Origin of the sequence: Streptococcus pseudopneumoniae, from assembly GCF_001068775.1 — a bacterium.
GTDB lineage: Bacteria > Bacillota > Bacilli > Lactobacillales > Streptococcaceae > Streptococcus > Streptococcus pseudopneumoniae_N.
Map to the genome: position 1 here is coordinate 41,319 of NZ_JWAJ01000123.1, position 16,868 is coordinate 58,186.

18 protein-coding genes and 2 pseudogenes are annotated in these 16,868 nt (G+C 41.5%); 18 read left to right on the forward strand and 2 right to left on the reverse strand.

Going from position 1 to position 16,868, the window contains the following annotated elements:
* Positions 1 to 249: 249 nt before the first annotated feature.
* A complete protein-coding gene (locus ADF68_RS06930; protein WP_049549179.1) occupies positions 250 to 804 on the reverse strand; it encodes a GNAT family N-acetyltransferase in 555 nt (184 codons plus the stop codon).
* A 109-nt stretch (positions 805 to 913) separates the two neighbouring features.
* Between ADF68_RS06930 and ADF68_RS06935 the strand changes: the two genes are divergently transcribed.
* Both ADF68_RS06935 and ADF68_RS06940 read left to right on the forward strand, forming a co-directional pair.
* Positions 914 to 2,284 carry an MATE family efflux transporter gene (locus ADF68_RS06935; RefSeq protein WP_049549180.1) on the forward strand — a complete coding sequence of 457 codons (1,371 nt, stop codon included), beginning with the start codon at positions 914 to 916 and terminating at the stop codon, positions 2,282 to 2,284.
* A gap of 97 nt (positions 2,285 to 2,381) precedes the next feature.
* On the forward strand, positions 2,382 to 3,098 hold the full coding sequence (locus ADF68_RS06940) for a YebC/PmpR family DNA-binding transcriptional regulator (protein ID WP_000532896.1): 717 nt from the start codon (positions 2,382 to 2,384) through the stop codon (positions 3,096 to 3,098).
* Between the two features lie 221 nt (positions 3,099 to 3,319).
* Here the strand turns inward: ADF68_RS06940 and ADF68_RS11710 are convergent.
* A pseudogene (locus ADF68_RS11710) lies at positions 3,320 to 3,979 on the reverse strand (hypothetical protein).
* Between the two features lie 206 nt (positions 3,980 to 4,185).
* On the opposite strand from ADF68_RS11710, the gene ADF68_RS06950 reads away from it, so the two are divergent.
* The 16 genes and pseudogenes from ADF68_RS06950 to tnpA all read left to right on the forward strand — a co-directional run.
* Complete coding sequence (locus tag ADF68_RS06950) at positions 4,186 to 4,647, forward strand: MarR family winged helix-turn-helix transcriptional regulator (RefSeq protein ID WP_049549181.1); 462 nt, start codon at positions 4,186 to 4,188, stop codon at positions 4,645 to 4,647.
* Entirely contained in the window at positions 4,631 to 6,400 is a 1,770-nt protein-coding gene (locus ADF68_RS06955; RefSeq protein WP_049549182.1) for an ABC transporter ATP-binding protein, read from the forward strand. The genes ADF68_RS06950 and ADF68_RS06955 overlap by 17 nt, the downstream gene beginning before the upstream one ends.
* Complete coding sequence (locus ADF68_RS06960; RefSeq protein WP_049549183.1) at positions 6,390 to 8,150, forward strand: ABC transporter ATP-binding protein; 1,761 nt, start codon at positions 6,390 to 6,392, stop codon at positions 8,148 to 8,150. The genes ADF68_RS06955 and ADF68_RS06960 overlap by 11 nt, the downstream gene beginning before the upstream one ends.
* A gap of 116 nt (positions 8,151 to 8,266) precedes the next feature.
* On the forward strand, positions 8,267 to 8,770 hold the full coding sequence (locus tag ADF68_RS06965) for a phosphatase PAP2 family protein (protein ID WP_049549184.1): 504 nt from the start codon (positions 8,267 to 8,269) through the stop codon (positions 8,768 to 8,770).
* Positions 8,771 to 8,888: 118 nt separating this feature from the next.
* Complete coding sequence (locus ADF68_RS06970) at positions 8,889 to 9,335, forward strand: LytTR family DNA-binding domain-containing protein (RefSeq protein WP_004250544.1); 447 nt, start codon at positions 8,889 to 8,891, stop codon at positions 9,333 to 9,335.
* 4 nt (positions 9,336 to 9,339) lie between these two features.
* The gene (locus ADF68_RS06975) at positions 9,340 to 10,014 is read left to right on the forward strand and encodes a LiaF transmembrane domain-containing protein (protein ID WP_049549185.1); all 675 of its coding nucleotides are present in this window, start codon (positions 9,340 to 9,342) and stop codon (positions 10,012 to 10,014) included.
* Between the two features lie 107 nt (positions 10,015 to 10,121).
* Positions 10,122 to 10,310, forward strand: coding sequence for a 50S ribosomal protein L28 (gene rpmB, locus ADF68_RS06980; RefSeq protein WP_001140948.1), 189 nt, complete (start codon positions 10,122 to 10,124; stop codon positions 10,308 to 10,310).
* A gap of 150 nt (positions 10,311 to 10,460) precedes the next feature.
* A complete protein-coding gene (locus ADF68_RS06985; protein ID WP_000216431.1) occupies positions 10,461 to 10,826 on the forward strand; it encodes an Asp23/Gls24 family envelope stress response protein in 366 nt (121 codons plus the stop codon).
* A gap of 2 nt (positions 10,827 to 10,828) precedes the next feature.
* A complete protein-coding gene (locus tag ADF68_RS06990; RefSeq protein WP_049549186.1) occupies positions 10,829 to 12,493 on the forward strand; it encodes a DAK2 domain-containing protein in 1,665 nt (554 codons plus the stop codon).
* Positions 12,494 to 12,717: 224 nt separating this feature from the next.
* Positions 12,718 to 12,909, forward strand: coding sequence for a hypothetical protein (locus tag ADF68_RS06995; RefSeq protein ID WP_006149242.1), 192 nt, complete (start codon positions 12,718 to 12,720; stop codon positions 12,907 to 12,909).
* Positions 12,906 to 13,100: a hypothetical protein gene (locus tag ADF68_RS07000; RefSeq protein WP_049549187.1), complete on the forward strand. Its 195-nt coding sequence runs from the start codon at positions 12,906 to 12,908 to the stop codon at positions 13,098 to 13,100. The genes ADF68_RS06995 and ADF68_RS07000 overlap by 4 nt, the downstream gene beginning before the upstream one ends.
* Positions 13,087 to 13,971 carry an ABC transporter ATP-binding protein gene (locus tag ADF68_RS07005; protein ID WP_049549188.1) on the forward strand — a complete coding sequence of 295 codons (885 nt, stop codon included), beginning with the start codon at positions 13,087 to 13,089 and terminating at the stop codon, positions 13,969 to 13,971. Before ADF68_RS07000 ends, ADF68_RS07005 begins: the two co-directional genes overlap by 14 nt.
* 1 nt (position 13,972) lies before the next feature.
* Positions 13,973 to 14,710 (forward strand): ABC transporter permease, encoded by a 738-nt coding sequence (locus tag ADF68_RS07010; protein WP_049549189.1) that lies wholly within the window; start codon positions 13,973 to 13,975, stop codon positions 14,708 to 14,710.
* The gene (locus ADF68_RS07015) at positions 14,710 to 15,807 is read left to right on the forward strand and encodes a sensor histidine kinase (protein ID WP_049549190.1); all 1,098 of its coding nucleotides are present in this window, start codon (positions 14,710 to 14,712) and stop codon (positions 15,805 to 15,807) included. The genes ADF68_RS07010 and ADF68_RS07015 overlap by 1 nt, the downstream gene beginning before the upstream one ends.
* Positions 15,808 to 16,407 carry a response regulator transcription factor gene (locus ADF68_RS07020; RefSeq protein ID WP_049549191.1) on the forward strand — a complete coding sequence of 200 codons (600 nt, stop codon included), beginning with the start codon at positions 15,808 to 15,810 and terminating at the stop codon, positions 16,405 to 16,407.
* A gap of 198 nt (positions 16,408 to 16,605) precedes the next feature.
* Positions 16,606 to 16,868: pseudogene (gene tnpA / locus ADF68_RS10590) on the forward strand (IS200/IS605 family transposase); the annotation flags it as partial.

Genomic DNA, 16,868 nt, shown 5'->3' on the forward strand with positions numbered 1-16,868 from the left:
TTGTAAAAGCTGATGAAATCAGCGTAGTAGAGCCCACTCAACCACTGCGTCTTGCTCAACAATCCAAAGACAATTGAGAGGCTAGGACTTTTGTCCCAGTCCCTTATTTGTGATATGCGGTGATAATTTTTTCCAAGTTTTCATCTTATTTCGGAATCACAAAAAAATCACCTGTAGTGCAGGTGATTGGAGATTCATTGTAGAGAAATTTGCAGTTTCTTACTGGGAAGTTAAAGACTGCAGTATAGGTTAGTGGTCGCTAAAACGACGGTACTCGATGTGGAAGTCAAAATAATTTTCTTCTTGTAATTTTTGGAAGATATCACGGTAGGCTTCTTCATCAAAGTGGTCGCCACGATATAGAATCTCAAAACTAAGACCTTCGTACTCCAAAAAAGCATTGGCGGTTTTGAAGCCGTTTTGTTTATAGAATTCCATGCGAGCTTTTCGCTGTTCGAGGTTATCGCATTCCTCATCCAAACGTTCAACTTCAAGAATCATGGTACGCTGGTAAAAATCAATCAGCTTTTCAATGATTTCTTTGCCATAGCCGTGGCTACGCAAATGAGGCATAATGGCAAAAAAACTTATGTAGAAAGCCTTTTGATTGGAAATGGCAAAGGCAAATCCTACAAATTCCTCTTCGTTGTAAAAGGCGAAAAAGTGGGCATCGTCTCGATCTTGATATTGTAAAAATTCAGACAGGGATACTCGCTCTTCTTCAGGAAAGGCTTCGATATTTAACTTTTCAACTTTCTCAAGGTCTGGAAATACATCTGTAATTAATTGGCTGGTTAAGCTCATGCATAAACTCCTTTTCTGTCACGATTATACCAGATTGTCTGTATATAGGCAACGCTTTCTTATTCAAACTCTCTTGTTCCCCTACTAGAAAGCTGATATAATAAGCCTTATGAATAAAAAATCAACGGTGGACCTGATTCATGGTCCTATCCTTCCCGCGCTAATTAGTTTTGCATTACCGATTTTACTGTCCAATATCTTTCAGCAACTTTATAATACGGCTGATATTTTGATTGTTGGACGTTTTCTAGGGCCAGACTCCTTGGCGGCTGTTGGAGCAACAACGGCTATCTTTGATTTGATTATCGGTTTTGCCCTTGGAGTTGGCAATGGAATGGGAGTGGTGATTGCCCGCTATTACGGAGCTCGTAACTTTTCAAAGATTAAAGAAGCTGTCGCAGCTACTTGGATTTTAGGGGCTCTTTTAAGTGTGATTGTTATGGCGATAGGTTTTGTTGGTCTCTATCCACTTCTCCAATATCTGGAAACTCCTGCAGAAATTCTCCCCCAGTCTTACGATTATATCTCCATGATTGTCAGCTGTGTCGGCGTCAGCTTTGCCTACAATCTCTTTGCAGGTTTATTGCGGTCAGTTGGTGACAGCCTTGCGGCACTTGGCTTTTTGGTTTTTTCAGCTCTGGTCAATGTTGCCCTTGACTTGTACTTTATCACACAACTGCAATTGGGAGTCCAGTCTGCGGGTCTTGCGACAATCATATCGCAAGGTTTATCAGCCCTTCTCTGCTTTTTCTATATCCGCAGGAGTGTGCCTGAGTTACTGCCTAGTCTCAAGCATTTTAAGTGGGACAAGGCCCTCTATGTAGATCTTTTGGAGCAAGGCTTAGCTATGGGGATGATGGGTTCTATTGTCTCTATTGGTAGCGTCATTTTACAATCATCGGTTAATAGTTTTGGAGCAGTCATTATCAGTGCTCAAACGTCGGCAAGGCGTATTATGGCCTTTGCTTTACTACCGATGACCTCTATTTCGGCCTCCATAACGACTTTCACCTCTCAAAACTATGGAGCCAAGCGGCCAGACCGCATTGTCCAAGGGCTTCGGATTTCTAGTCGTTTGAGTATGTCTTGGGCAGCCTTTGTCTGTATTTTCCTATTCTTTGCCAGTCCTGCCTTGGTCTCCTTCCTGGCAAGCTCGACAGACTCTTATTTGGTAGAAAATGGCACTTTGTATCTGCGCATCAGTTCTACTTTTTATCCCATCTTGAGTCTCTTGCTGATTTATAGGAACTGCTTGCAAGGTTTAGGGCAAAAACTCCTTCCTTTGGTATCTAGTTTTATTGAGCTTATAGGAAAGATTGCTTTTGTTGCTTGGATTATTCCTTGGTCTGGCTATTTAGGTGTTATTTTTTGCGAACCCCTTATCTGGCTAGCTATGACCATCCAACTTTACTTCTCGCTTTCCAAGCATCCATGGATCAAAGAAGGCAAGAAAATCTTGGTTGCTGGTGGGAAATCCTAGATTGATTTACAAAAGAAAAATCCATTTCCTCTAGTGAAAATCAGGTAGACTTGTGTTATAATAAGAAAGATTAAAATGTGAAAAAAGGAGATTCCTAATGGGACGTAAATGGGCCAATATCGTAGCTAAGAAAACAGCTAAAGATGGAGCTAACTCTAAAGTATATGCAAAATTTGGTGTAGAAATCTATGTAGCAGCTAAAAAAGGTGAACCAGATCCAGAATTAAACACTGCTTTGAAATTCGTTATCGATCGTGCCAAACAAGCGCAAGTGCCAAAACACGTTATTGATAAGGCTATCGATAAAGCAAAAGGAAACACAGACGAAACCTTTACAGAAGGTCGTTACGAAGGTTTCGGACCAAATGGTTCTATGTTGATCGTTGATACTTTGACTTCAAACGTTAACCGTACAGCTGCCAACGTGCGTGCTGCCTTTGGTAAAAACGGCGGAAATATGGGAGCTTCAGGTTCTGTATCTTATCTCTTTGACAACAAGGGTGTTATCGTATTTGCAGGTGACGATGCTGATGCTATTTTTGAACTCTTGCTTGAAGCAGATGTTGATGTAGATGATGTAGAAGCAGAAGAAGGAACAATCACTGTCTACACTGCACCAACTGACCTTCACAAGGCTATCGTTGCCTTGCGTGAATCTGGTATTGAAGAATTTCAAGTAACTGAATTGGAAATGATTCCTCAATCAGAAGTTGAGTTGTCAGGTGAAGATTTGGAAACATTTGAAAAACTTTACGGAGTCCTTGAAGACGACGAAGATGTCCAAAAAATCTACACAAACGTAGACGGATTCTAAGAATAAAAATAACCCCTTTGAAAATTCAGTATTTTCAAGGGGTTTGTTTATCTTGTGATGACAAAAGGGCAGGAAAGAGACAAAAATCTCTTTTTACAAAAACTTCATTTTTTATCTACAATCGTCTATAATCCAATGGATTGTGGAAATATCGTGGTGCTGGGATTTAGAAATCGAGACTTAGTCTACCGATTGCTATTCCCAGCACCTTTTTAGTTATGTTAAATTTTCACTCCAGAATCAGATTGTTCTTTGCGATCTAGTCCGATGGCGAATTTACGGATCAGAAGAAACTGACCATTTTTCTGCTTTACAAAGTTTAAAACAACTGCCTTACTAGGTGAACCAAGGGATAGATAGGAGATTCTTTTGGTTTCATAATCACTGTCACTTGAATCTGCTTCAGAATCTGGAATCCCATGTTCACTGATAATGTCTTTGTAATTACTACCGCCTTGCCCTTGGTTGGAAGCGTCGCCCTCTATTAAGGCATCAAACTGTTCTTGAGTTCAGGTAAAGATCTCTTCTTCCTCTTCATATTCATCAATGGTACTATTTGGCCAATCTTCATTGGTTGGTTCTTCCATGAGATAATTAGAAGAGCTACGATAGCCTCTTATAAAATCAGCGAAGATAGGAGTGAATAGCAATTGGCTTATCAGTACAATGATAATGGAAATGAGGCCAAAGCTTGAACCAATCATAGCTAATGTTTTTTGATTTTGGAGATTGAGGCCAATGCCGATGACTCCTAAGATCAAGGCAACAAATCCAAAGAGAAAGGATAGACCATTGATAATTGGTATCCAAGAACCAAGAAGGGCCAGGGTTCCAAAGATGATGGCAAGGATTCCTAAGATTTTGTGTTCTTTTTGCTTCATTTGTGAATTACTCATTTCTAGTAAACTGGATTTGTGTTCGTGTGAGATAGTGTTTATTATAGATAAAATAAGAGCTGATGTCAATTTATACCGAGATAGTTCTCATAGAAACTTTTTCTTGACATCTTTTCTGAAAATGATAAAATAGTTCTCATGGAAACTTAATTGTTCTCAAGAGAACTATTTTTACTTAGAAGGGAGATAGCATGGATAAACCGATGTTGGTCTTTAAACGTTTTGGTCACCAGTTACATCTGATGGTACAAAAGGAAGCCAAGCGTTGTGGTATTGAATTTATGGGGGGACCGCAAGGGCAGGTCATTCGTTTTTTAGAACGTCGTGAGCATGAACAAGAATTAACACTCATCAAGGATATTGAACAAGAACTCAATATTACCAAGTCAGTTGCTAGTAATTTGGTCAAGCGTATGGTGCAAAATGGTTTGGTAGAGTTGGAGGCGAGTCCAAGTGATAAACGGGCGAAATTTGTTCATTTGACCGAAAAATCACGCTCTCAAATGAAGCAAGTTAAGTCTTTCTTTAATCTAATTGACCGTAGTTTACTTGATGGCATTTCCGAAGAGAATCTCCTTATCTTTGAAGAAGTCCTTGGAAAACTACAAGCAAATGTAGAAAAAATAGGAGATAAGAATGAAGAAACTCGCTAAGCGTATCACAGGAAAAGAGTGGGGCATGATTCTAATAACTGTTCTCTTTACCTGTTGCTCGGTCTATCTAGAGTTAGAAGTACCGACTTACGTTTCAAAAATAACAGAATTACTCGGAACGCCAGGTACGGAGTTGGGAGACCTTTGGTCGCCAGCAACTAAGATGATGGGTTTGTCATTCTTAGCCTTCCTATCATCTGTAACAGTTGGATTTTTTGCCGCTCGAGTTGCAGCATCCTATACGGCTCATCTACGAAGCGATATTTTTAATCGTGTTTTGGATTACTCCCAGACAGAAATTAAACGTTTTTCAATTCCCAGTCTATTGACTCGGACAACTAATGATATCACGCAGATTCAGATGCTCTTTACCATGGGACTTCAGGTAGTCACTCGCGGACCAATCATGGCGCTTTGGGCTATTGGGAAAATCCTTGGCAAGTCAGAATACTGGATTTGGGCAGTAGTGGTGGCAGTCATTGTCAATGTTCTGATGACAACTGTCTTGATGACTTTGGCCTTTCCCAAACAATCTGTCATTCAAAAATTGACAGATAAACTGAACAGTATTACTCGTGAAAGCTTGACAGGGATTCGGGTTGTTCGTGCATACAATGCTGAGGAATATCAAGATAAGAAATTCGAAGAAGCCAATGATGAAGTCACACGACTCAATCTCTTTGTAAGTCGCTTAATGGCCATTATGAATCCTATTATGATGGCAATTTCTAGCGGCTTGGTCCTTGCCATTTACTGGATTGGTGCTTATCTTATCAACGACGCTAGCTTGACAGAGCGTCTACCCCTCTTTAGCGATATGGTGGTCTTCATGTCCTATGCTATGCAAGTGGTAATGGGCTTCTTACTCATGGGTGCTCTCTTTATCGTCTTGCCTCGTACCTTGGTTTCTGCAGGTCGTATCAATCAAGTCTTGGACCTTCATTCCACTATTGAAAATCCTAGTCACCCACAGACAGCAAACTCTTCTGTAAAAGGTCAAGTGGAATACCGCGATGTAACCTTTCGTTACTCTAAAAACTCAGAAGCAGTTGTGGAACATGTCAGCTTCAAGGCAGAAGCAGGGCAAACCATTGCCTTTATCGGATCAACTGGTTCTGGTAAATCTACTCTAGTTAACCTCTTACCCCGTTTTTATGATGTGTCAGAGGGAGAAATTCTAGTAGACGGCGTCAATGTTCAGAATTATGACTTAGAAGATTTGCGTAATAAAGTTGGCTATATCCCTCAAAAAGCTGTGCTCTTTTCTGGAGATGTCAAGGGCAATCTCAACTTTGGTAAGAGTCAAGAAACGCCACTAAGTGAGACGGCCATGTGGCAAGCTCTGGAATTGGCTCAATCTAAAAACTTTATAGAAGATAAGGAAGCGGGCATAGCTTCAGAAGTAGCTCAAGGCGGGACCAATTTCTCAGGTGGACAGAGACAACGTCTGGCCATTGCACGCGCCCTGGCTCGTAAACCAGAGATTCTCATTTTTGATGATTCATTCTCAGCCTTGGACTACAAGACCGATCGTATCTTGCGTCAAGTATTAGCTGAAAAAACACAATCCATGACCAAGTTAATCGTTGCCCAACGCATTTCAACCATTATGGATGCAGATCTGATCTTAGTCTTGGATCAAGGTAAAGTCGTGGGACAAGGCACCCACAAGGAACTTCTTGCAAACAATGAAGTTTACCAAGAAATTGCTTATTCACAACTATCGAAGGAGGAATTGGAACATGGAAAATAAGAAAATGTCCTTATGGAAACAGTGTAGACCTTTTCTAGCAGGTCTCCAACTTCCCCTACTAATCGCAGTTGTGGCGGCTATATGTTCAAGTATTATCACGGTTTATGGACCAACTAAGATCAAAGAAATTACCAATTTGATTTCAGATGGGTTAATGGCAGAGATTGACCTAGAGGCTGTCTCAAGTATTGCTAGCTTTTTGGTTATCCTCTATGTGCTTGGGATTATCCTGAACTATACGCAAGCCTACATTTTTTCAACTAGTATCCAACATTTCTCAAAACGTTTGCGGACAGCTATTGCTGAGAAAATCAATCGCTTGCCACTTGCTTATTTTGACCGTCATTCTCAAGGGGACACCCTTTCTCGTGTGACTAATGACGTTGATACAGCAGCTCAGTCTCTTAACCAAAGCCTTGGGACAGTTCTTTCAGCCAGCTTTTTACTGATTGCTGTTTTGATTACCATGTTTGGTATGAACTGGATTTTGGCACTGGTAACCGTTGTTTCAACCCTTGTTGGATTTGCGGCGGTTTCCGTAATTATGGCCAAGTCGCAGGGCTACTTTAAAGCTCAACAAAACAACCTAGCAGCTGTAAATGGCTATGTGGAAGAAATGTACTCTGGCCACAATGTGGTGACCAGCTATAATGCTGTGGAACCAACAAAAGACACATTTGCAGGCTTGAATCAGAATCTACATGATAGCATCTGGAAATCTCAGTTTATCTCTGGAATTATGATGCCTGCCATGGTTTTTGTAGGCAACTTTAGTTATGTTCTAGTCATTATCGTCGGTGCTGCCTTGGCTCTTGAAGGGTATATCAGTATCGGGATTATTGTAGCCTTCATGGTTTATGTTCGAACCTTCTCGCAACCCTTATCACAGATTGCCCAAGGAATTACCAGCTTACAACAAGCTAGTGCAGCCATGACTCGTGTCTTCGAATTTCTAGGTGAAGAGGAAATGGAAGATGAATCTCATAAGGAAAGACAATTGACCAACATGAAGGGTGAAGTAATCTTCGACAGAGTTTCATTTGGCTACACACCGGAGCGAACGATCATTCATGACTTTTCTGCGACAGCTCATGCAGGTCAAAAGGTTGCTATTGTTGGACCAACTGGAGCTGGGAAGACGACCATTGTTAACCTCTTGATGAAGTTCTATGAGATTGATAAGGGAAGTATTCGCATTGATGGTGTGGATACTAAGGCTATGAAGCGCTCAGAAGTACACGATGCCTTTTCAATGGTCTTGCAGGATACCTGGCTCTTTGAAGGAACCATTCGTGACAATCTCATCTACAATCAAACAGGTATCAGTGATGAAGAAGTGATTGAAGCTGCCAAAGCAGTCGGAATCCACCACTTCATCACAACCTTACCTGATGGTTACGATACAGTCTTAGATGATACAGTGACCTTGTCAGTCGGGCAGAAACAACTCTTGACCATTGCTCGTGCTCTGCTCAAAGATGCTCCGCTCTTGATTCTGGACGAAGCAACATCCTCAGTCGATACTCGTACAGAGGAGTTGATTCAAAAGGCTATGGATCGTTTGATGGAGGGACGCACATCCTTTGTTATTGCCCATCGCTTGTCAACGATCCGCAATGCTGACTTGATTCTGGTCATGAAAGAAGGAAACATCATCGAGCAAGGAAATCATGAAGAGCTTATGGCTCAGGGTGGTTTCTATGCCGACCTCTACAATAGTCAATTTATAGAAGACCAAGTAGAAGAATAGTAATTCAAAAGAAGGCTTGACGGCCTTCTTTTTCTGCACTATACTAGAGTAGGAGATGCTAGCGGACTCGTTCTGTCAGGCTTCTTGTGTAAAATCTAGAAACAACGAGAAAACAGATGAAAAACTATCAAGAATGGTACGAGAAGAGGAAATCAAGTCTTCTTCGACATCCACAACTATTGCAATTGATGCGAGTTTTTAATCGCATGATGACAGTTCTGATGCCCTTAGCTTACTTGACCTTGTTGGGCACAAACTTTGTAAGTAAAGGGGTTGGGAGCGACCTTTATGCATATATCTTAGTGCCAGCTTCTGGCTTTGTCCTATTGACGCTAGTTCGTAAGTGGATCAATCAACCACGTCCTTATGAGACTTGGGAAATTATTCCGCTACTAGACAAGGACAGCTCTGGGAATTCAATGCCTAGTCGCCATGTCTTTTCAGCAACCATCATTTCCATGGCTTGCCTGCATGCAAATCTGCCTGTGGGGTTGGTTTTGTTGGTCTTATCAGCTCTTCTCGGTCTTGTGCGGGTTTTAGGTGGCGTTCATTATCCCAAGGATGTTTTAGTTGGCTACGCTTGTGGCCTCCTTTGGGGAATTCTTTTCTTTATTTTCTAAAAAGCAAAGCAAGTGGGCTTGGTCTCGTAACCACTTACGGGTCAAAAGTGACCACTTGCTTTTTTGCCCTTGTAAAGTCCTCTGGCCTTTGGTATAGTAGATGCAGAAAGGAGATAGGATGAAGTTACGAATCGAGATTGATAGTGAATTAACTGAGACAGAGATTGTCATCAAAGCTGCAGCCCTGACAGATGAAATAGCTGACTTGCAACGACTCTTGCAAGAAACCAAAGCTCCTAGGTTGATCTTTTATAAGGGGACGGGTGAGTACTACTTAGACTTGGCAGAAATCCTCTTTTTTGAGACGGAAGGGAGCAAGATTTACGCCCATACCCAGAAAGAGGCCTACGAGGTTCGGCTCAAGCTTTATGAGTTGGAGTCTATCCTGCCACGCTATTTCAGTCGGGTATCCAAGTCGACTATTGCTAATATTCGGCAAGTTTACTCGGTTGACAAATCCTTTTCAGGGACAGGAACTATTTCCTTTTATCAGACCCACAAGGAGGTTCACGTGTCACGGCACTACCAATCCCTCCTAAAAGAAAATCTAAGAAACATGAGGTAAGAACATGAAAAAGAAAGCATTTGGTATTGTGTTGCTAGTATTGGCAGCTTTAGTGTTATTGCAGGGGAATTTTGGAATCCCTTCTCTGGGAGGGCAGATTTGGCCCTTGATTGGTATTGGATTTTTTGCCTATCAATCAATTGAAGCTTTGCTTCGTCGTCATCTGACATCAGCCTCTTTTACAGCCCTAGTGGCCCTCATGATTGCTAATCATTTTTATGACATTTTACCGATTCCCAATCAATCATTGTTTTGGGCAAGTATTTTAATCGTAATGGGTGTCAGCGCACTCACTCATTCTAACAGAACTTGGAATGGAAAAAAATGGTGGTATGACGGTGAAAAGACCATTCTGACAGACAAGGAAGTCGCTTTTGGGGCGGGTACATTTTACAAGCAAGACCAAGAATTTGTAGAAGATGAGTTTGAGGTCGGATTTGGGAATGCCAAAATCTATTATGACAATGCAGAGATGTTAGGTGATTTTGCTACTCTGAATATCGAAGTCGGATTTGGGAATGCAGTTATCTACGTGCCTCAACACTGGAGAGTAGATCTAAAGGTAGAGACTTTTTGTGGAGCAGCCAAGGCAGATGCCCCTCTAGCCCCAACCAGCAAAACTTTGATTATCCGTGGAGATGTAGCTTTTGGGAAACTAGGAGTTGTTTACGTTAAATAAAAAAAATCTTTCAATCCCCTTGCCAAAAAAGAGAAAGTGTGATAACATAGTACAGTATGTGGTGCTAGCACATCCGCTATATTAGATCTAATAGGAGGAAAACACAAATGGCTAAAGTATGTTACTTTACAGGTCGTAAGACTGTATCAGGAAACAACCGTTCACACGCGATGAACCAAACAAAACGTGCCGTAAAACCAAACCTTCAAAAAGTTACTGTACTTATCGATGGTAAACCTAAAAAAGTTTGGGCTTCAGCTCGTGCTTTGAAATCAGGTAAAGTAGAACGCGTTTAATAAATAGTAAAAGGCCATCAGGTCTTTTTCTTTTGCTCTAAGTACAAAATCACTCGTCAAAGGAGCAAATATCCGCCGATACAGTATTCTGCTTTTACACTTGGCTTGAAATATGATAAAATAGAGTATCAACTAGTTGAGGTAGAAAAAATGACTGTAAAAATTAATACAAAAGATGGTCAAATCGAACTAACAGATGAAGTGATTGCTACCGTTGTAGGCGGTGCAGCAACTGAGATTTTTGGTGTGGTCGGTATGGCAAGTAAGAAAGCCCTCAAAGATAATTTCCAAGCCCTCCTTGGAAAGGAAAATTATTCTAAAGGTGTCGTTGTAAAAGCGGCCGAAGATGGTAGCATTGCAGTTGATGTATATACCGTGTTGAGCTACGGAACAAAAATCAGTGAAGTCTCAAAAAATATCCAAGAGCGTGTACGTTTTAGTTTGGAAAACCAACTTGGCATTACTGCTCAAACTGTGAATGTCTACATTCAAAATATCAAAGTTGTAGGAGAATAATCGTGTCAAATATTACTACAAGCTTATTTCAAGAAATGGTACAGGCTGCATCTACTCGTTTGAACAAGCAAGCCGAATATGTCAACTCATTAAACGTCTTCCCAGTTCCAGATGGAGATACAGGAACAAACATGGGAATGACTATCGAAAATGGTGCTAAAGAAGTAGCAGACAAACCAGCTTCAACTGTTGGTGAGGCTGCAAGTATCTTGGCTAAAGGTCTGTTGATGGGTGCGCGTGGGAACTCAGGAGTTATCACTTCTCAGCTTTTCCGCGGATTCTCACAAGCCATCAAGACAAAAGAAGAGTTAACAGGAAAAGACCTAGCTCTTGCCTTCCAATCTGGTGTTGAAGTAGCCTACAAGGCTGTTATGAAGCCAGTTGAAGGAACAATCCTGACTGTATCACGTGGCGCTGCCATCGGTGCTAAGAAAAAAGCCGAGCAGACAGACGATGCCATTGAGGTTATGCGTGCTGCCTTGGAAGGAGCTAAAACAGCTCTTGCTAAGACTCCAGACATGCTTCCAGTCTTGAAGGAAGTTGGTGTTGTGGACTCAGGTGGTCAAGGTTTGGTCTTCATCTACGAAGGCTTCCTTTCAGCTCTTACTGGTGAATATAGCGCTTCTGAGGACTTTGTCGCTACTCCAGCCAACATGAGTGAAATGATCAATGCTGAACACCACAAGTCTGTAGCTGGACATATGGCAACAGAAGACATCACCTTTGGTTACTGTACGGAGATCATGGTTGCTCTTAAGCAAGGCCCAACTTATGCTAAAGAGTTTAACTACGATGAATTCCGTAGCTACTTGAATGACCTTGGGGACTCATTGCTTGTTGTCAATGACGATGAAATCGTTAAAGTTCACGTCCATACAGAAGATCCAGGTCTTGTCATGCAAGAAGGTCTCAAATATGGTAGCTTGGTTAAGGTTAAAGTCGATAACATGCGTAACCAACACGAAGCACAAGTGGAAAAAGAAGCTCAAGTCAGCAAGCCAGCTGAAGAAAAAGAATACGCCCTTATCGCAGTAGTAGCTGGACAAGGCTTGGCAGACATCTTCCGTGCTCAAGGTGTGGACTATGTCATCGAAGGTGGACAAACCATGAACCCTTCGACAGAAGACTTTATCAAGGCTGTAGAGCAAGTGAATGCTCGCAACATTATCTTCTTACCAAACAACAAAAATATCTTCATGGCAGCACAATCTGCTGCAGAAGTATTAGAACAACCAGCTGTTGTGGTAGAAGCTCGTACCCTTCCTCAAGGATTGACTAGTCTTCTTGCCTTCGATCCAAGCAAGTCTATCGAAGAAAACAAAGAACGTATGACTGCAGCTCTTGGTGATGTGGTCAGCGGTAGTGTAACAACAGCCGTTCGTGACACGACTATCGATGGTTTGGAAATCCATGAAAATGACAATCTGGGTATGGTAGATGGTAAGATCCTCGTATCAAACCCTGATATGCACCAAACCTTGACTGAAACCTTGAAACATATGTTGGATGAAGACAGTGAAATCGTAACCTTCTATATCGGTGAAGATGGAAGTGAAGAATTGGCTAACCAAATCGCCCAAGAAATCGCAGAAGAATTCGAAGATGTTGAAGTAGAAATCCACCAAGGTCAACAACCAGTGTATCCATATCTTTTCAGTGTGGAATAAGAATGAAATAGAAAACGAAAGAGGTCGGGAAAAGATTCCCGATCTTTTTGGTTTGCAATGAGTTTTGGACCCAGTAGCTGATTGGTGCTAGAAAATCAATCCAATCTAGTAATTTCTGTTCCATCATTTTTAATGACATTTGTCATATCTCCTCATGACAGAAGCTTCTAGTGATTCTACCTTCAAAGAATTATACTAGATGTATCAAATGGAGGAAGAAAAAAATGAAACATAAAGTAATTATTGCAATGAGTTTAGTAGCAGCAGGAGTCATGACTTATCTCATGTTTTCAGGATTGGATGAAGGCTTCTATCATTTTCCTTGGGAGTTGTTTGCAAGTTTTGGAATCATGTCTTGGTTGATCCGAGAAGGTTTGAAATTAGTCTCAGATGTGAAAAAGGAGTTTGAAAAATGAAAAAAGCGATTCTCTATCTTTTTATTGGACTATCACTAGTGGTATGGTTGGTAGAAATGTTTACAGGTTGGTTTGATCAAGCTATCCTTCACCAAGCCATTCGCGGTGCCTGGGGATTAGGATTTATGATTTTTATCGCCTTTCCGATGGGAAAGGAGTGGCTGAAAGGAGAGTCTCATGAACATGATTAAGGTAGAAAGCCTAAATAAAAACATCAAGGGCAAGGCTATATTGAAGGATATTTCCTTTGAGGTAGCTGAAGGTGAATGCGTCGCCTTGATTGGGCCAAATGGTGCTGGAAAGACAACACTCTTGGACTGTTTGCTTGGAGATAAACTGGTCACAAGCGGTCAAGTATCCATCCAAGACTTGCCAGTGACGAGCTCTAAGTTAGACTACATTAGAGGCTACCTCCCTCAAGAAAATGTCATCGTTCAGAAATTAAAGGTCAAAGAGTTGATTGCTTTCTTTCAAAGCATTTATCCAAATCCCTTGAGCAACCAGGAAATCGATCAACTATTGCAGTTTGACCAGCAACAAAAAGAGCAATTCGCAGAAAAATTGTCAGGTGGGCAAAAGCGTCTCTTCTCTTTTGTCTTGACCTTGATTGGGCGACCAAAGCTTGTCTTTTTAGATGAACCAACTGCGGCCATGGATACTTCAACCCGTCAACGCTTTTGGGAAATTGTTCAGGAGCTAAAAGCTAAGGGAGTTACCATTCTCTATTCGTCCCATTACATCGAAGAGGTAGAGCATACAGCTGACCGGATTTTGGTCTTGAATAAGGGAGAGTTGATTCGTGATACGACGCCTCTAGCTATGCGTAGTGAGGAGATTGAAAAGCATTTTATCCTTCCTCTGGCATACAAGGAAATTGTTGAGCAGTCTAACTTGGTTGAAAACTGGGTACAAAAACAAGATGCTCTGCAAGTAGTCACACGAGAGGCAAATGCTTTTTGGGAACTGTTAGTTCAAGCAGGATGTAGCATACAAGAAATCGAAGTTAATAACCGTAGTTTGCTAGATACAATCTTTGAAAAAACACAAAAGGGAGATGACTAAGATGAAACGATGGATCGCACTAAACAAGATAGAATTTCTATTGACCAAACGACAATTAGTCTATTATCTATTATCCGTAGGGATGCCGACAGCCTTCTATTTATTCTTTTCAGGTATGTACCAGGACACACCAGGTGGACCGGCTAATTTTATGCGCGACTACCTCATCTCCATGACGGCTTTTTCCATGATGTCGACAGCTATCTTTTCATTCCCAGTTGTTTTACATACCGACAAGATCAACAACTGGCAGAAAATATTACGTCATAGCCCTGTAAATATGGTAGAATATTATCTATCAAAGATAACAAGTATGATGGTTGATTATTTGGTCTCAATTCTGGTTGTTTTCTCAGTTGGGCATTTTGTAAGAGGTGTGGATATGTCTCTTGGAAACTGGATTGGAGCTGCGTTCTTGCTGATAGTAGGAAGTGTTGCCTTTGTAGCACTTGGCTTAACCCTGACTCTCTTGCCGTCCAGTCAGCTGATGTCTGTTGTGGGCAATCTTCTTTACTTTGGTTTGGCTGTTTTAGGCGGACTCTGGATGCCTGTCTCTTTATTTCCAGACTGGATGCAAGCAATCGGGAAGTGCCTACCAACTTATCAGTTGATGGAGTTGCTCAAGACCTTCTTAAACGAGGGTGGCATCAATCTATCAGCCACAGTTTATCTACTTGTTTTTTCAGCAGTTTTGTTTGGTTTGACCATTTACCTTCAAGGTCATAAGGAGAATGCTTAATGCTTGAAAGACTGAAAAGCATACATTATATGTTTTGGGCTAGTTTAATTTTTATGATTTTCCCCATCCTGCCTGTAGTGACTGGGGAGCTTCCTAGCTGGCATTTGTTGATTGATATTCTATTTGTCTTGGCTTACTTAGGTGTTTTAACCACCAAGAGTCAGCGTTTATCCTGGCTCTGTTGGGTTATCATGCTAGCCTATGTAGCTGGCTATACTGCCTTTGTTGGTGTAAATTATATCTGGTTCTTCTTTTTCCTTGCCAATCTCTTAATTTATCATTTTAGAGTGCGTAGCCTACGTTCACTTCATGTCTGGACTTTTCTCCTTGCTCAAGTTCTTGTTGTTGGACAACTCATGATGTTTCAGTCTGTCGAAACTGAGGCTGTAGCCTTTGAGCTTGGAATTCTTACTTTTGTGGATTTGATGACATTGGGCTTGGTTCGAATTCGCATTGTCGAGGATTTGAAAGAAGCTCAGGCCAAGCAAAATGCCCAGATAAATCTATTGCTTGCTGAAAATGAACGTAGTCGTATCGGTCAGGATTTGCATGATAGTCTGGGACATACCTTTGCGATGCTGAGTGTCAAGACAGATTTAGCCTTGCAGTTGTTTCAGATGGAGGCTTATCCACAGGTGGAAAAGGAATTAAAAGAAATTCACCAGATCAGCAAGGATTCCATGAATGAAGTGCGAACCATTGTGGAAAATCTGAAATCACGGACCCTAGCTTCAGAGCTTGAGACTGTCAAAAAGATGCTAGAGATTGCTGGGATTGAAGTTCAGGTTGACAATCAGTTGGACAAGGCTAGTTTGACCCAAGATGTGGAGTCGACAGCTGCTATGATTTTGTTAGAACTTGCGACCAATATCATCAAGCATGCCAGCGCTGAAAAAGCCTATCTAAAACTGGAACGTACAGATCAGGAATTGGTCCTGATAGTTAGAGATGACGGGAAAGGATTTGCAAATGTAAAAGGGAATGAACTTCATACAGTCCGTGACCGTGCAGCAGCCTTCTCAGGTCAAGTAGAGCTGGTCAGTTTGAAAGATCCCACAGAGGTGCGCGTGCATCTGCCTTATAAGGAGAGAAAGTAGATGAAAGTATTAATCGCAGAAGACCAAAGTATGCTTAGAGATGCCATGTGCCAGCTCTTAAGCTTTCAACCAGATGTGGAGACCGTCTTGCAGGCGAAAAATGGAGCTGAAGCTATCGAGGTTTTGGAGAAAGAAGCAGTAGATATTGCCATCCTTGACGTCGAAATGCCAGTCAAGACAGGACTAGAAGCACTTGAGTGGATCAAACAAGAAGTGCCTGAAACAAAGGTGGTTATCGTTACGACCTTTAAACGCCCAGGCTATTTTGAACGAGCGGTCAAGGCTGGAGTAGATGCTTATGTATTGAAAGAAAGAAACATTGCAGACCTCATGCAAACCTTGCATACGGTGTTAGAGGGACGCAAGGAATATTCTCCAGAGCTGATGGAAGTCATGATGACCCATCCCAATCCCTTGACCGAGCAGGAAGTCGCTGTTTTGCATGGAGTAGCACAGGGGCTGTCCAACCAAGAAATTGCGGATAAGCTCTACCTCTCAAACGGCACCGTCCGTAATTACATGACCAATATACTCTCCAAACTAAACGCTAGCAACCGAACCGAAGCAGCCAAAACCGCCGAAGAAGAAGGATGGTTGTGAGGGAATAAAGAAAAAATCTCTTAGAAATGAATCTAAGAGATTTTTGGTGTTATGTGACTAGTAGTCCGTCTCGCTCCGTTAGGTACGAGATAAAAAAAACACCCGCTATGCGGGTGCGCGTCGAAGGTTATACTAAAAAACTCCAAACGCGATACAATAAAGGTGTTCAAGCCAATTGTAAAGCGAAAGGAGAAAACCATGGCACAAAAGTCTCATAGTTTATCACACACAAAGTGGATGTGTTCCATCACATTGTGTTCACCCCTAAGTATAGACGAAAAATCATCTATAATCAATATCGAAGTAGTTTAGGCGAAATATTTCATCGCTTGTGTAGTTATGAAGGTATTGAAATTATCGACGGACACTTGATGCGTGATTATGTACATATGTTGGTAAGTATTCCACCAAGGATAATTCATGGGTTATTTAAAAGGCAAAAGTGCACTCATGATGTTTGA

What these genes read in the sequence shown, in the direction of transcription:
- ADF68_RS06930 (WP_049549179.1), bottom strand. Translation starts at nt 804, where the DNA reads ATGAGCTTAACCAGCCAATTAATTACAGATGTATTTCCAGACCTTGAG.
- ADF68_RS06935 (WP_049549180.1), top strand. Translation starts at nt 914, where the DNA reads ATGAATAAAAAATCAACGGTGGACCTGATTCATGGTCCTATCCTTCCC.
- ADF68_RS06940 (WP_000532896.1), top strand. Translation starts at nt 2,382, where the DNA reads ATGGGACGTAAATGGGCCAATATCGTAGCTAAGAAAACAGCTAAAGAT.
- ADF68_RS06950 (WP_049549181.1), top strand. Translation starts at nt 4,186, where the DNA reads ATGGATAAACCGATGTTGGTCTTTAAACGTTTTGGTCACCAGTTACAT.
- ADF68_RS06955 (WP_049549182.1), top strand. Translation starts at nt 4,631, where the DNA reads ATGAAGAAACTCGCTAAGCGTATCACAGGAAAAGAGTGGGGCATGATT.
- ADF68_RS06960 (WP_049549183.1), top strand. Translation starts at nt 6,390, where the DNA reads ATGGAAAATAAGAAAATGTCCTTATGGAAACAGTGTAGACCTTTTCTA.
- ADF68_RS06965 (WP_049549184.1), top strand. Translation starts at nt 8,267, where the DNA reads ATGAAAAACTATCAAGAATGGTACGAGAAGAGGAAATCAAGTCTTCTT.
- ADF68_RS06970 (WP_004250544.1), top strand. Translation starts at nt 8,889, where the DNA reads ATGAAGTTACGAATCGAGATTGATAGTGAATTAACTGAGACAGAGATT.
- ADF68_RS06975 (WP_049549185.1), top strand. Translation starts at nt 9,340, where the DNA reads ATGAAAAAGAAAGCATTTGGTATTGTGTTGCTAGTATTGGCAGCTTTA.
- rpmB (WP_001140948.1), top strand. Translation starts at nt 10,122, where the DNA reads ATGGCTAAAGTATGTTACTTTACAGGTCGTAAGACTGTATCAGGAAAC.
- ADF68_RS06985 (WP_000216431.1), top strand. Translation starts at nt 10,461, where the DNA reads ATGACTGTAAAAATTAATACAAAAGATGGTCAAATCGAACTAACAGAT.
- ADF68_RS06995 (WP_006149242.1), top strand. Translation starts at nt 12,718, where the DNA reads ATGAAACATAAAGTAATTATTGCAATGAGTTTAGTAGCAGCAGGAGTC.
- ADF68_RS07000 (WP_049549187.1), top strand. Translation starts at nt 12,906, where the DNA reads ATGAAAAAAGCGATTCTCTATCTTTTTATTGGACTATCACTAGTGGTA.
- ADF68_RS07005 (WP_049549188.1), top strand. Translation starts at nt 13,087, where the DNA reads ATGAACATGATTAAGGTAGAAAGCCTAAATAAAAACATCAAGGGCAAG.
- ADF68_RS07010 (WP_049549189.1), top strand. Translation starts at nt 13,973, where the DNA reads ATGAAACGATGGATCGCACTAAACAAGATAGAATTTCTATTGACCAAA.
- ADF68_RS07015 (WP_049549190.1), top strand. Translation starts at nt 14,710, where the DNA reads ATGCTTGAAAGACTGAAAAGCATACATTATATGTTTTGGGCTAGTTTA.
- ADF68_RS07020 (WP_049549191.1), top strand. Translation starts at nt 15,808, where the DNA reads ATGAAAGTATTAATCGCAGAAGACCAAAGTATGCTTAGAGATGCCATG.